This is a genomic window from Rhodococcus sp. 05-2255-1e (assembly GCF_002259025.1).
Taxonomy (GTDB): Bacteria; Actinomycetota; Actinomycetes; order Mycobacteriales; family Mycobacteriaceae; genus Rhodococcoides; species Rhodococcoides fascians.
Map to the genome: position 1 here is coordinate 371831 of NZ_NOZE01000010.1, position 13936 is coordinate 385766.

Below are 13936 nucleotides of genomic sequence, written 5' to 3' on the forward strand. Positions count from 1 at the left end.
CCCGGCACCGTGCCCGCGCGGCCCGCCGTTCGCCTGGGGCGGGTGTCCCTCGTCCGCCGTCCACTGATGGTCGTCACCACCGTCCTCGTGGCTGCCGCCTTGATTCTGGTCATGTGTGTCAACATCGGCCGCGGCGACTTTCCGCTGTCGATCCCCCAGGTGCTCGACGTCCTGCTCGGCGGCGGAACGCGGATCGAACGGTTCATCGTCATGGACCTGCGCCTGCCCCGGTCGTTGACGGGCTTGCTCGTCGGAGCGGCCCTGGGAATTTCCGGTGCGATCACGCAATCCATCTCTCGGAACGCACTCGCCAGTCCCGATATTCTCGGCATCACCGCCGGTGCCAGTGCTGCGGCCGTCGCGCTGATCGTCCTGGGCGGCGGCGGTACCTTCAGCGGTCTGCTCGCCACCCTCGGTCTGCCACTGGCAGCGCTGATCGGCGGAGTGCTCACCGCAATAGCGATCTACTCACTCGCCTGGCGGAAAGGCGTCGACGGCTTTCGCTTCATTCTGGTGGGAATCGCCGTCAACGCCATGCTCACGGCCGTCATCGGGTGGTTGCTGATCAGCGCCGACATCAACGACGTGTCGCGCGCGCAGGTCTGGCTCAACGGTTCTCTCAACGGAGCCAACTGGTCGACGGTGTGGCCGGTCGCAGTCGCCGTCGTCATCGTCGGGGGCGCAACCATCGTGTCGACCTTCACGCTGGGAGCACTGCGTCTGGGTGACGACAATGCACGATCGCTCGGAGTGCGGTTGCAGCACAGCCAGGCCGTGATGTTGCTCGCCGCCGTCGCACTCGCTGCCGTTGCCACAGCTGCGGCCGGACCGATCGCGTTCGTCGCACTGGCAGCCCCGCAGATCGCGGTACGGCTCCTTCGAACCCCGGGACCGCCGATCATTGCCTCGGCATTACTGGGCGGACTGCTGGTAGTGGCGAGTGATCTCATCGCGCGCACGATACTGCCGGTGGAACTACCGGTCGGCATCGTCACCTCGGCACTCGGTGGACCGTTCCTTCTGTACCTTCTCGTGCGCAGTAATCGAAAGGCTTCCGTATGACAATCAGCCACGCCTCGCGTTTGGTCGCAGACGATCTCAGCCTCGGTTACGGCGACCGAACCATCATCGAGCACCTCGACCTCGCGATTCACACCGGGGTGATCACCACCGTCATCGGCCCGAACGGCTGCGGCAAGTCGACCCTGTTGCGGTCGCTCGGACGCCTGCTCAAGCCCAAGGCCGGAAGCGTGATGCTCGACGGCCGGGCGATCTCCTCGATGAAGACCAAAGAGGTTGCCCGAACCCTGGGCATGCTGCCGCAGGCACCTACTGCTCCGGAAGGACTGACCGTCGCCGATCTGGTCTCGCGCGGTCGTCACCCCCATCAGTCGTGGATAAGGCAGTGGAGCTCGGACGACGAGGCAGAAGTGGCCAACGCACTCGAACTCACCGGCGTCGGCGACCTCGCCGACCGTCCCGTCGACGAGCTGTCCGGTGGTCAACGGCAACGCGCCTGGATTTCGATGGCACTGGCGCAGGGCACCGACATCCTGCTGTTGGACGAGCCGACCACCTACCTCGACCTCGCCCACTCCATCGAGGTACTCGACCTCGTCGATCGCCTGCACGAGGAGCTCGGCCGCACCATCGTCATGGTGTTGCACGATCTCAACCTCGCACTGCGATACAGCGACCAGTTGATCGTCATGAAGCAGGGAACCATCGTCACGTCCGGTCGCCCTCAGGACGTCATCTCGGAGGAACTACTGCTCGACGTGTTCGGACTCGAGGCAGCCGTGATCGACGATCCCATGTCGGATCGCCCGCTCATCGTTCCGATCGGAACTCGCCACGTGTACGGGTCGGTCGGTGGTCCGGTGAAATCGGACAGGCGTTCCGGGACACCGGACTCGCGGGCCGTCTAGCGCAGACCGTCACCGCTCGATCATCGTTCGGACGAGCTTGAAGCCCTGACCGATGGACACGTCGGGCAGGTAGGCCCGGCCGATTGCGTTGCCGATACTGGGCAGGGCGGCCGGATCGGCGAACGTCATGTGCATCGGCTCGTAGCGCGGCTGGAATTTGGATTTGAATGCCAGCAGAGACCGGAACCCGTAGACAGGTTCGAGTGTGCGCCCGAGTACATCGAGCAACCGTTCGAGCAAGCCGGACAGCGTCGACTGCTCGACGCTGGACACGTGCTCGGGCTGCTTCTCGTCGACTTTGGCCAGAGGTGCACCGGACAGGCTCAGGAACCTGGCCCCCTCCTGCTCGAGGAGCAGGGCGGCAGAGGCGATGAGAAACTCCATTGTCGGCCGAAAACCTTCCGACCGTCTCCGCATGAAATCGAGCGTCCACCCGACGATGACGCCGTCCTCGTAGACGGGCATCCACGACGTGACCCCGTGCACGGTTCGATGTTCGTCGACGGCAATCAGGCATCGCACGTTCTCGTCGTCGACCTCCTCGAGTCCGCCGAGGGTGAAGCCCATTTCCGGCATCCCCTTGTCTGCCACCCACTCCTCGGAGATCGCGGTGATCTGATCGGTGATGGCCAGTGGAGCGGTGGGAAACCGAATCCACTCCGCGACGACGCCTGCCTTCTTCGCTCGATTGAGCGCAGTACGAACATCCTGGAACCGCTTGCCGGTGAACGCGATCCCGTCCAGATCGAGCACGGTCTCCTCACCGACCTGGATACCGCCCCATCCCAGAGAATCGGTGATACGCCGGACGGCCGGGGTGACGGAGTAGAAACACGGAATCCACCCGTTCTTCGACGCGAATTCGGCAAACTCGACGACGTTGTCTCGCAACGATTCTCGCGGCCCGACGGGATCTCCGGTGGTCAAAGCCACGCCGGAAATGACGCGATACGCCACGTAGCTGCGGCCGTCGGCGCTGAACCAGTACTTGTTCCCTCGCCAGGTCGTCATCCACGACAGCGCCGAGCCGCTGCTCGACATCAGCACGCTGCGAGCCCGTTCGGTGGCATCGGTCTCCGGGCCGTACACCGGTGTGAGGAAGGTGCTGATCGTGAGCACGCACACCACGACCCAGGACACGACGCCGGTCCACTCGAACAGCAAGGTGGTCGGGATGCTCTGGGGTAGAAGGGCGGGCTCGAGCCACTGCAGATAGACCGGCGGAACCAGCCTCTGCGGGAAATCGATCAGCAGTCCGCCGAAGGACGGCGAGTCGGCGAAACCGCCGCGACCGAGATAGCCGCCGATCGAGTAGATCAGGCCGAGTCCTACTACGGCGGCCACGACGGACGCGGCCCAGCGTCGGTACGTGCCAGCCGGTGCCGACACGTCGAAGAACTTCCGAGTGACGATCAGGACCAGCAGGACGATCAGGGGCAGAAGGAAGGGCACGGCAGTGCGGTAGGCCGTGGGAGATTCCAGCCCGTAGAACAACGATTCGTCGTCACCGGCTTCGAGGAATCGGATGGCGTAGTTCGCCACCGACAGCGCGAGCAGAACCACCTGCGAGATCACTGCCATCGCCCACGCGAACCGTCGACCGCGGCGCAAACCGTCACTGACCACCAACAGGAACAGCGACGGCATGATGCTCAGGATCGTCGGTCCGACTCCGCCCAGCCTGAGGTCGAGCAGCCCGCGGCGGCATTCCACCGGATCGGTCGTGGCATCGGCGCAGATCTCACGAACCTCGGCAGCTGTGTACGGCACACCGCGAACCACGTCGCGAAGCACCGCGAACGGCCCCACAGCATTGGGGCTCAAGGCCGCCAGCACCGGACCCAGGGCACTGGCGGCGACGATCAGCGCGACCAGGACACGTCCTTCACGCTGCGTTCCCGCCAATCTCGGACCGCGCGCCGACCGGCCGACGATCCACGGGCCCACGATCAGACCGATCACCGCTGCCGCCAACCGAACGACGTCCTGCAGATGACCGCCGAACAAGGCCAGGGTCACAAGAAGGGTCAGCAGTCCGACGCGAATCCGCCTGCGCCACAGCGTGTCCATCCGCGACGTGGCAACCAGCACAACGCCACAGACCCATGTCGTCGGGCCCACGGCCGTACCTACGTGGAGGCGGAAACCCCAATCCTCGTCGACGGTCTTCGCCAGCACGGCCAGGCCCAGCCCGAACAACGACCCCGCAACCTGCGTCACGAATGCGGCTACCGCGAAGCGACGGGAACCGATACGACGTTCGATCGGGGCAGCAGCGAGGAGCACCGCAACGGTCGCCACCACGCAGCCCGCAATATTCGGCGCTGCCAGACCAGATGTCAGCGGCGTCCAGAGATGCCAGTGCTCGAACGGGACGATGCCTACCGCGAAGTACCTGTCGACCTGACCATGGCCGTCCGACACGACGGCATACATCCCCGAAAGCCAGACCACGGCGAGCAGGGTGAAGCTGACCGGGGCACCCACGGCACCGAACAGGATCAGCGACCACAATCGCCGCGACTGCCGCATCGTCGCCGAGGCGGCGGATCTCACGACGGCCACCTTCTCGGACATCCACGTCGGTGCCGCAGCATCGATCGCTTCCGTCGGACCCCCCGACTCGTCGGTGTTCACGCCGTCAGTCCTGTTCTCGTAGCCAGCCACGGCAGTTCTCGACGTAAGCCTTCGGACCACACCGCGAAGCTGTGTCCCCCTGGTACCTCCACGTACTGCACATCCATTCCAGCGGCCTTCGCCGCGTCGTACATCTCCTGCTGACCCGGTTGGTAATCCTTGTCCTCGGACCCCACGACGAAAATACCGGCAGAGTCCGGGTATCGACGCGATTTCAGCAGGTCGAGAGGGTTGATCGCGGTGAACGCTGCGGCGTTGCCGCCGAACGCCTGCTGCACGGTTCGATCTCGATCGCCGAGGGTCGGCTCTCGCTGACCCGACAGGTCGAGAAACGTGGGATAGACCTCGGGATGATTGGTGGCCATCTGTATCGAGCACGTTCCGCCGTAGGACAATCCGCCGATCGCCCAATGAGCACGGTTGCGATCCACCTGCAGGGAGTTGTCGATCCAATCGGGAACGTCACGTGCGAGGTACGTGGCCGCGTTGCCGAGTGTCGAATCCACGCAGAGCGGATTGGCGATCGACGAGCCGGTGCCGTCGGCCACGACCACCACCGGTGCCAGACCGGCATGATCACGCGCGAAGTTGTCCATGGTCTCGGCGAGCTTGCCCCCGTTGAACCAGTCTTCGGGTGCGCCGGGCTGGCCGGCGAGCAGTACGAGGACAGGAAGGAGCGGACGGGGATCGGCGAAGTAGGCCGGCGGTAGGTAGATCTGGGCGTCTCGCGCCGTGAAGTTCGACGCGGTGGCAGGAATGGTGGCGGAGGTGACGCGGCCGGCGGAAGGCAGGTCGGCAGGTGCGGACCAGGCAGATTCCAGGGGCGTGCCGGTGACGGTGTCGGAGACCGAAGGCGGCACGTCCGAGAACGCTATGCGCTCGGCCGACTCGACACCGAGCGCATTACCCACGGTCGGATACGCATCGAATTCGAGGTTGACGTGCAGAGCAGACGTTGCCACCACGAGGACCGCCGCCAGCACCGACACCACTGTGCCGACCACGCCGCGGGCTGCGATCGACCGTGGTACGAGTGCGAACAGGGCAGCCACACCCACCCCGATCCACACGTAGATCGAGATGTCGATCGGATCGGGGAACGGACGCCATACTTTTTCGACCAGTACGTAACCGATAGCCGTGACGACGATCGCCGCGGTGGCAGCGATCGGCAGCGCACGCCTGGCGTACCGACGCGACCTCGAGACCAGCAACCACAGTCCGCCGGCGGCGCCGAGCACGGACACGATCACCGGCAGTGGCCCATCGAGCAACGACAGTGAATCGAACCACTTCACGCGAGGTCTCCACTCATCTTTCCGACTCGGCCCAGCGGCACCAACTCTCGACAGAGTATGCCCACGGACCCGCTCACGGTCACGACCCGCCGACGCCACTCGACCGCGGCTATGACCGAGACCACAGCACTCGGACGGTAGTTACTACTACGAGTAGTACGCATCCGCGTCGGACTGGCCGTAGACTCGGAGGAATGGCTGGCCTTGGTGAATTGGAACGCGCAGTAATGGACCATCTGTGGGAATCGACGGAGCCGCAGACCGTTCGTCAGGTCCACGAGGCCCTTGCGACTCATCGTGAACTCGCGTACACGACCGTGATGACGGTCCTGCAGCGTCTGGCGAAGAAAAGTTTGGTCGTCCAGCAGCGCGACGACCGAGCTCACCGCTACGCCCCGGTCCATGGTCGCGACGAGTTGGTCGCGAGCCTGATGGTCGACGCGTTGTCCCAGGCCCCCGCCTCCGGCGGTCGTGCAGCTGCCCTCGTGCACTTCGTCGGGCAGGTCGGAGCAGATGAGGCCGCCGCCCTCCGTGAAGCACTCGCGGCGCTGGAAGTGGCACAATCGACGACAGAGTCACCTTCTGCTGCAGAAGGCCGTCCGACGGACTGAGGCTCCTCGTAGTAAGTGAGGACATGAACTCCACCACTGCGCTGGTATTCGCGATACTCGCGCTGATCCTGGCTGGACCTGTGCCGGCGATGCTCGCCCGTGCGAGCTGGCCGTACCGGTCGCCTCGCGCTGCTCTGGTGCTGTGGCAGGCCATCGCCCTCGCGGCCGTGTTGTCGGCCTTCAGTTCCGGCCTGGCAATCGGCGGATTGCTGCTCGTGCCGGGCCCCGACGGCCGTCCGACCACGGCTCCGACCGACGAGATCGACGCCTTGGGCCTGCCTCTGTGGACCTTGTACGTGGTGGTGCTCGCGATCACTCTGGGCATCGGAGCGAAACTGATGTTCTCGGTGGCTCAGGTGGCGGTGCGTACCCGCCGTCGCCGCTCCCGTCATCGCATGTTGGTCGATCTGCTCGACCGGACCGACAAGAGCGACAATCCGTTCAGGAGCCTGCGTGATGCAGACATCCGGGTTCTGGACGCGGCGGAACCGATTGCGTATTGCCTGCCCGGACTACGGCAGCGGGTGGTGCTGAGCCGCGGAACGCTTGCCAGCCTCTCCGAAGCGGAGGTGACCGCGATCCTCAGTCACGAGCGATCACACCTACGATCCCGTCACGACCTCGTGCTGGAAGCGTTCACCGCGGTCAACGAGGCGTTCCCCAGAATCGTTCGTAGCAAGTCCGCCCTGAGCAGCGTTCAGTTGTTGGTCGAGCTGCTGGCCGATGACACGGCGGTCAAGGTCACCGGACCCACCCCTCTCGCGCGCGCACTCGTGACGTGTGCCGGATCCACCGCACCGCGGGGTGCCATGGCAGCCGGCGGACCGCACACACTCATTCGCGTCCAGCGGTTGAGCGGGCCGGGCAGCGACGTCCGGATCGCCGCTGTGGCATATCTGGCCGCCGTCGTCATACTCGTGCTGCCGACCATCTACGTCGCGATGCCGTGGCTCGAAGAACTGAGCAAACTCCTCGGCTGATCGAGCGCCGCCACACCGAGGGGTCACGCAGGTCACACCCATCCGGGTGAACAAATGGCGGTACGTCCCGTACAGTAGAACTCGGTCGCCATCGCGACCAAGCAATCGAAATGGCACAAACAGCCCCACTTTATGCAGGTTCGACCTGCGTACCGATGGCCAGGTGACAGTGCCCTGGCTCGTATCAATGTGTTCTGGCTGTTTTTCGTGTTTCCCTTCTCGTCGGGTCTCTCAGCTTCGGGCTTATTGGCGTGCCCGCAATCCGGAGAGGCTTTACTGCGTGACCAACGCTGTTTCCAATACCACCGTTTCCCCCGAGACCGACTCGACGGCCGTACCGACGCCCGCAGCGGCACCGGCGTTCACCTTCGCCGAGCTCGGTCTGCCCGAGGCAGTCGTCGCGGCTCTCGCTCGTAACTCGATCACCGTGCCGTCCCCCATCCAGGAAAAGGCGCTTCCCGACGCCATCGCCGGCAAGAACGTCCTCGGTCGCGCGCAGACAGGTTCGGGCAAGACCCTCGCCTTCGGCCTGCCGATCCTGCAGCGCCTGTCGCTGCACACCGATCGACCGGCCGCCAAGCGCCCGCGTTCGCTCGTACTGGTTCCCACCCGCGAACTCGCGTTCCAGGTAGTCGAGTCGCTCGCTCCCTACGCCAACGCACAGGGCCTCCGGGTCATGCCTGCCGTCGGCGGCACCCCGTTCAACAAGCAGGTCGAGCAGCTTCGCCGCGGAGTCGACGTACTGGTCGCCACTCCGGGACGACTGGCAGATCACCTGCGTCAGGGCACCTGCATCCTCGACTCCATCGAGATCACCGCGCTCGACGAGGCCGATCAGATGGCCGACATGGGCTTCCTGCCCGAGGTGCGCGCCGTACTCGCCGATACACCCGCAGACGGACAGCGGATGCTGTTCTCGGCCACCCTCGACCGCGAGGTCCAGTCACTGGTTCGCCAGTTCCTGCCCGACCACGTCGAGCACTCCACCCAGGACGGCAAGGCCAGCGTCCGAACCATGGACCACTACGTCCTCATGGTCGACCGCGGCCAGAAGGATCTGGTGCTCTCGGAGATCGGTGCCCGTGAAGGCGGCCGCACCATCATGTTCGCGCGCACCAAGCTGGGCTGCGACGGCATCACCGATCGCCTGCGCGCCCTCGGCATCGCTGCAGAGTCGCTGCACGGCGGCAAGGCACAGAACCAGCGCACCCGAGTACTCGAGCGATTCAAGAACGGTCGCACCCCTGTGCTCGTGGCCACCGACGTCGCGGCCCGCGGAATTCACGTCGACGGAATCGACCTGGTCGTACACGTCGATCCGCCCGCCGACCACAAGGACTACCTGCACCGCGCCGGCCGCACGGCACGCGCCGGAGAAAAGGGCACCGTCGTCGCGATCGTGCTCCCCAACCAGCGTCGTCAGGTTCTGCGTTTGACCGGGATGGCCGGCGTCAAGGCCACCGCGGTCAACGTCTCCCCCGGTTCGGCCGAACTCAACAGCATCACCGGCGCCAAGAAGCCGACCGGTGAGCCGTTGCGTGCCGAATCCACCCCGCGTGATCGCAACAGCCGCCCGCGCACCGGTGGCTACCAGGGATCCAACCCCCGCAGCGGTGGCTACCAGGGATCCAACCCGCGCAGCGAAGGCGGCTACCAGGGTGACCGTCCCCGCACCGGATACCAGGGATCGAGCCCCCGCACCGGCGGCTACCAGGGATCCAACCCGCGCAGCGAAGGCGGCTACCAGGGTGACCGCCCGCGTCGCTCCGACTCGAGCTCGTACCGCGGTTCCGAGGGTCGCGGTTACGAAGGTCGCGGCTCGGACAACCGTGGCTCGGACAACCGTCGTCCCGCATCCGCCCCGCGCCAGGAAGAGAACCGATCGGGTGGGTTCCGTAGCCGCACCGAGCGTCGTTCGTACGACGGTTTCGACGGGCCTGCACGCAGCCACTGATCGATCGTTCGAGGCGAAGTCCTGATTCGACGGGCTTCGTCGCTCGAACCCCGAGGTGCCGCATTCTCCGCGAATGCGGCACCTTTTTCGTCGTGTCGGCCGGACCCAGGGGGTTGGCTCGCGCGAAATCGCGCGGCAAGGAAAGCTGTCTGTATGACCTCAGCAGCAAAAGAGACAGAACTGGCTCAGATCGGAGTCACCGGACTCGCCGTCATGGGCTCCAACATCGCGCGTAACTTCGCCCACCACGGGCACACTGTCGCGTTGCACAACCGCAGTATCGCGAAAACCGACGCGTTGATCGCCGAGCACGGTACCGAGGGCAACTTCATCCGTACCGAGACCATCGAGGAGTTCGTGGCCGCGCTGGCGAAGCCGCGGCGCGTGCTCATCATGGTGAAGGCAGGCGACCCGACCGATGCGGTGATCGAGGAACTCGCCGGTGTGATGGAGGAAGGCGACATCATCATCGACGGCGGCAACGCGCTCTACACCGACACAATCCGCCGCGAGGCGGCCATGAAGGACCGCGGTCTGCTCTTCGTCGGTGCCGGTATTTCCGGCGGCGAAGAGGGCGCGCTCAACGGCCCGTCGATCATGCCGGGTGGTCCGGCCGAGTCCTACAAGGCACTGGGACCGTTGCTCGAGTCCATCGCTGCGCAGGTGGACGGCACGCCGTGCTGCACGCACATCGGGCCCGACGGCTCCGGCCACTTCGTCAAGATGGTGCACAACGGCATCGAATACGCCGATATGCAGCTCATCGGCGAGGCGTACAACCTCTTTCGCGACGCGCTCGGGTACTCGCCTGCGCAGGTTGCAGACGTCTTCACCGAGTGGAACAAGGGCGATCTGGAGAGCTACCTCGTCGAGATCACTGCGGAGGTCCTTCGCCAGGTCGACGCGAAGACCGGGCAGCCACTGGTCGATGTGATCGTCGATGCTGCCGAACAGAAGGGCACCGGTCGATGGACCGTCAAGGCGGCACTCGATCTCGGAGTGCCCGTGACCGGCATCGCCGAGGCAGTGTTCGCACGGGCGCTGTCGGGATCGCGAGCCCAGCGCAAGGCCGCTGTCGGCCTCGCATCGGGAACACTGGCCGACAAGCCGACCGATGCCGAGCAGTTCACCCACGACATCAGCCGGGCGCTGTACGCGTCGAAGATCGTCGCCTACGCACAGGGCTTCGATCAGATCGCGGCGGGTAGCGCCGAATACGATTGGAATCTGCATCCGGGCGATCTCGCCACGATCTGGCGTGGTGGCTGCATCATTCGGGCGCGATTCCTGAACCGCATCAAGGACGCGTACGACGACAACGCCGAACTACCGAGCCTCATCCTGGCACCGTACTTCCGTGACGCCATCGAGAACGCGATCGACAGTTGGCGGCGCGTCGTCATCACGGCTGCGTCGCTCGGCATCCCGGTGCCTGCGTTCGCATCCTCGCTCTCGTACTACGACGCGCTGCGTGCCGAGCGTCTGCCTGCGGCCCTGACACAGGGACAGCGCGACTTCTTCGGTGCGCACACCTACGAGCGCACCGATTCCGAGGGCAAGTTCCACACTCTGTGGAGTGGAGATCGCTCCGAGATCGAAGCCTGATATCGGTCCCCCGCCGGTGGCACCGCGCGTACTTTTCGTGCGGTGCCACCGGTGTGATCGGTCTTCGCTCGCTCAGAAGGGCACCGGCCCGAGTAACGGTTGCACCACCGTCGACGGAATTCCCTCCCACGGTAGTGCACCTTCGAGGTCCCTCCAGACGGCTTGCACGGCGCTGAAGCGTCCCGTGCCGTACACGTCGGAGGCGACGTACAGGATGTCCGCACAATCCGGTACGTCGATGGCCAGCAAATCGAATCCTGCTGCTGCACAACCGATTCCGGATTCGATCTCCAACATCCCCGACGCCACCGAAGTCCCCAGCGCGTTCAGGATCATCGAGGATTCACGTGGCCCGCGTCCCGTCACGACGATTTCGGGACTGCCCAGGTCGGTGAGACCGACCGTGTAGCAGAACGCGGGATGAATGCCGTCTCGATCGACCTCCGATTCCACGTACTGCAGCGCCCACCCGAATGTCTCGATCGTTGCCCTCACGTCATCGATATAATCGTCGACACCGAACCCTCGGCACATCTTGCACATGACTCCCCCACCTTCGCCGTGCAACCGCCCCTGCGGAGATTGCGTCTCGAACGCCATTCGAACTCACGTTCTAGGGCAAGTCTTGCGTGCGGTACCGACAAGAACGGTCGAACGCGTCGTCGATCCGGCGGTAAGGTCAGCTCCATGCCGGGTCAATCCACTCGATCGTTCGCAGACCTCGGTCTCCCCGTCGTTCTGGTGCACTCCCTCAGGAATGCAGGTGCTCGCGACCCGTTTCCCATTCAGGTCGCGGCGATCCCCGATGCCCTTGCCGGACGGGACGTCCTCGGGCGCGCACCCACGGGCTCGGGTAAGACCCTGGCGTTCTCACTGCCGATTCTCGTCCACCTCGCCGGCAAGCGAAGCGCACCTGCGGCACCGCGAGGGTTGATTCTCGCCCCCACGCGGGAACTGGCACTGCAGATTCGTGAAGTACTCGACATCCACGGTGCCACCTTCGGACTTCGAACCGTCGGCGTCGTCGGAGGTGTTCCGCTCGAACGCAACGTCCGAGATATTCAGCGCGGAGTCGACATCGTGGTCGCGACTCCCGGCCGGCTCATCGATCTCCTCCAGCGACGCTCGATCACACTCGAGCATGTCGAGGTCACCGTCATCGACGAAGCAGATCGCATGGTGGACATGGGTTTCCTGCCTCAGGTCGATTCACTGCTGGCCGCCACCCCGGCACACGGTCAGAGGATGCTGTTCTCCGCAACGCTGGACGGGGAGGTCGACGGGCTGGTCGAGAAGTTTCTGAAAGACCCCGCTGTCCACTCCACTGCGGCAGCCGTCAGCGAACCCGACATGACCCATTTCGTCTTCCGAATCGACGCGGCCCGAAAGACCGAAGTCGCTGCCGCACTTGCCAACCGCGACGGGAAGACACTTCTGTTCCTACGGACCACCCATGCCGTCGATCGACTCACCGACGAGTGCCTCGCGCTGGGTGTGCCGGTATCGTCGTTGCACGGCAACAAGACTCAGGCGCACCGCAGCCGATCGCTCGCGGCCTTCGGCGAGGGCACGTCCGTGGCTCTCATCGCAACCGACGTGGCAGCCCGCGGTGTTCATGTCGACGACGTGACGCTCGTCGTTCACGTCGATCCCCCGGTCGATTTCAAGGATTACCTGCACCGCGCCGGACGTACTGCACGTGCGGGTGCCCGCGGAACCGTCGTGACGCTGGCAACGGACGACCAGTTGGATCGCGTCCGATCTATGGCCGACGAGGCCGGCGTTGCCGCCACGGTCATCGATACCGATCTGGACCAGTCCGCGTGGCGTCGACCGACGGGCGCACGCACCCCGATCGGTCGACCGCTACCTGCCCCGGTACCGACGACGAGCGGTGCTGCGGCCGACCCCCGAACTGCGCGCGGTGCGGGCCGGACGGGTACGCCGGGCAGGCGTGGGCGGAGCGATGGCACCGGGAGTCGGCGGGGTGGCGGTAGCAGAGGACGACGCGGGTGACCGCGTCCTGGCCGGCGGTCGTACTCGCGCTGATTTCGGCGTTCCTGTTCGCCTGCGCGTCGGTCGCGCAACAGAGCGCGGCCGCGTCCGTCCCCGAAGGTGAATCCCTCGTTTCGGCACTGGTGCGCAGCCCGCGGTGGTGGGTAGGGGTACTCGGAGACGGCGGTGGCTATGCGGTTCAGATCGCCGCGCTGTGGGTCGGCTCGGTACTGATCGTCCAACCTCTGCTGGTGACAGCACTGCTGTTCGCTCTCCCGATGTCGGCAAAGCTGGTCGGGAGAACACTGCCCGCCACCACCTGGGCGCTCGCCGTGGCGATGGCCGCGGCACTCGCCGTCTTCATCGTGGTGGGCGACCCGAGCGAGGGCAATACCGACGCCCCTTTCGTGCAATGGCTCGTTCCACTGATCGCGGTGGCCGTCGTGGTCGGCTGCGCCGCCGCGGGCGGATTGCTGCTCACCTCGCCGGGAGTTCGGGCACTACTGCTCGGTGCAGCGGGAGGATTGCTGTTCGGCCTGGCGGCTGCGCTGACCAAGAACGTCACCGACCTCGTCGACGGTAACCCGGTCGAGGCGCTGACGGCCTGGCAGACGTACACGCTGATCGGATCCGGCGTCGTCGGCTTCTACCTGCAGCAGCGTGCATTCCAGGTGGGTCCGCTGTCGGCGTCGATGCCGGCCGTGACGATCTGTGAACCACTCGGCGCGGCGTTCGTCGGAGTCACTGTCCTGAACGAGCGAATCAGAACCGAGGGCGCAGCCCTGACGGTCATCGTCGTGGCCGTGGCCGTCATGATCGTCACGACGGTCCTGCTGTCGCGTACGCAGGCTGCGAACGCGTCCGAACCGACCGCTCGGGACGGGGCGTCGAACCCAGGAAGTCGATCCGACCGGTAGTCTCGATCAAC

At 65.3% G+C, this 13936-nt stretch carries 11 protein-coding genes; 8 read left to right on the forward strand and 3 right to left on the reverse strand.

Features of this window, described 5'->3' with window-relative positions; translation table 11 throughout:
* Positions 1-9 precede the first annotated feature (9 nt).
* Entirely contained in the window at positions 10-1062 is a 1053-nt protein-coding gene (locus CH262_RS09605) for a FecCD family ABC transporter permease (RefSeq protein ID WP_174557250.1), read from the forward strand.
* The gene (locus tag CH262_RS09610; RefSeq protein ID WP_027497146.1) at positions 1059-1928 is read left to right on the forward strand and encodes an ABC transporter ATP-binding protein; all 870 of its coding nucleotides are present in this window, start codon (positions 1059-1061) and stop codon (positions 1926-1928) included. Before CH262_RS09605 ends, CH262_RS09610 begins: the two co-directional genes overlap by 4 nt.
* 9 nt (positions 1929-1937) lie before the next feature.
* Here the strand turns inward: CH262_RS09610 and CH262_RS09615 are convergent, their stop codons facing one another.
* Together CH262_RS09615 and CH262_RS09620 are read right to left on the reverse strand one after the other, a co-directional pair.
* A complete protein-coding gene (locus CH262_RS09615) occupies positions 1938-4460 on the reverse strand; it encodes a bifunctional lysylphosphatidylglycerol flippase/synthetase MprF (protein WP_032387541.1) in 2523 nt (840 codons plus the stop codon).
* A gap of 101 nt (positions 4461-4561) precedes the next feature.
* A complete protein-coding gene (locus CH262_RS09620; protein ID WP_032387409.1) occupies positions 4562-5863 on the reverse strand; it encodes an alpha/beta hydrolase in 1302 nt (433 codons plus the stop codon).
* A gap of 194 nt (positions 5864-6057) precedes the next feature.
* Here CH262_RS09620 and CH262_RS09625 point away from each other — a divergent pair, with 194 nt between their 5' ends.
* The 4 genes from CH262_RS09625 to gndA all read left to right on the forward strand — a co-directional run bounded on the left by CH262_RS09625 (position 6058) and on the right by gndA (position 11013).
* Entirely contained in the window at positions 6058-6474 is a 417-nt protein-coding gene (locus CH262_RS09625; protein WP_032366177.1) for a BlaI/MecI/CopY family transcriptional regulator, read from the forward strand.
* A 23-nt stretch (positions 6475-6497) separates the two neighbouring features.
* Entirely contained in the window at positions 6498-7454 is a 957-nt protein-coding gene (locus CH262_RS09630; protein ID WP_027497150.1) for a M56 family metallopeptidase, read from the forward strand.
* A gap of 280 nt (positions 7455-7734) precedes the next feature.
* Positions 7735-9408 carry a DEAD/DEAH box helicase gene (locus tag CH262_RS09635; protein ID WP_032387408.1) on the forward strand — a complete coding sequence of 558 codons (1674 nt, stop codon included), beginning with the start codon at positions 7735-7737 and terminating at the stop codon, positions 9406-9408.
* Positions 9409-9561: 153 nt separating this feature from the next.
* Entirely contained in the window at positions 9562-11013 is a 1452-nt protein-coding gene (gene gndA, locus CH262_RS09640) for an NADP-dependent phosphogluconate dehydrogenase (protein ID WP_027497152.1), read from the forward strand.
* A gap of 72 nt (positions 11014-11085) precedes the next feature.
* Here the strand turns inward: gndA and CH262_RS09645 are convergent, their stop codons facing one another.
* On the reverse strand, positions 11086-11508 hold the full coding sequence (locus CH262_RS09645) for a DUF4262 domain-containing protein (protein ID WP_230591221.1): 423 nt from the start codon (positions 11506-11508) through the stop codon (positions 11086-11088).
* 192 nt (positions 11509-11700) lie between these two features.
* Here CH262_RS09645 and CH262_RS09650 point away from each other — a divergent pair, with 192 nt between their 5' ends.
* Together CH262_RS09650 and CH262_RS09655 are read left to right on the forward strand one after the other, a co-directional pair.
* Positions 11701-13029, forward strand: coding sequence for a DEAD/DEAH box helicase (locus tag CH262_RS09650; protein WP_032387407.1), 1329 nt, complete (start codon positions 11701-11703; stop codon positions 13027-13029).
* The gene (locus CH262_RS09655; protein ID WP_032387406.1) at positions 13026-13925 is read left to right on the forward strand and encodes a DMT family transporter; all 900 of its coding nucleotides are present in this window, start codon (positions 13026-13028) and stop codon (positions 13923-13925) included. Before CH262_RS09650 ends, CH262_RS09655 begins: the two co-directional genes overlap by 4 nt.
* Positions 13926-13936 lie beyond the last annotated feature (11 nt).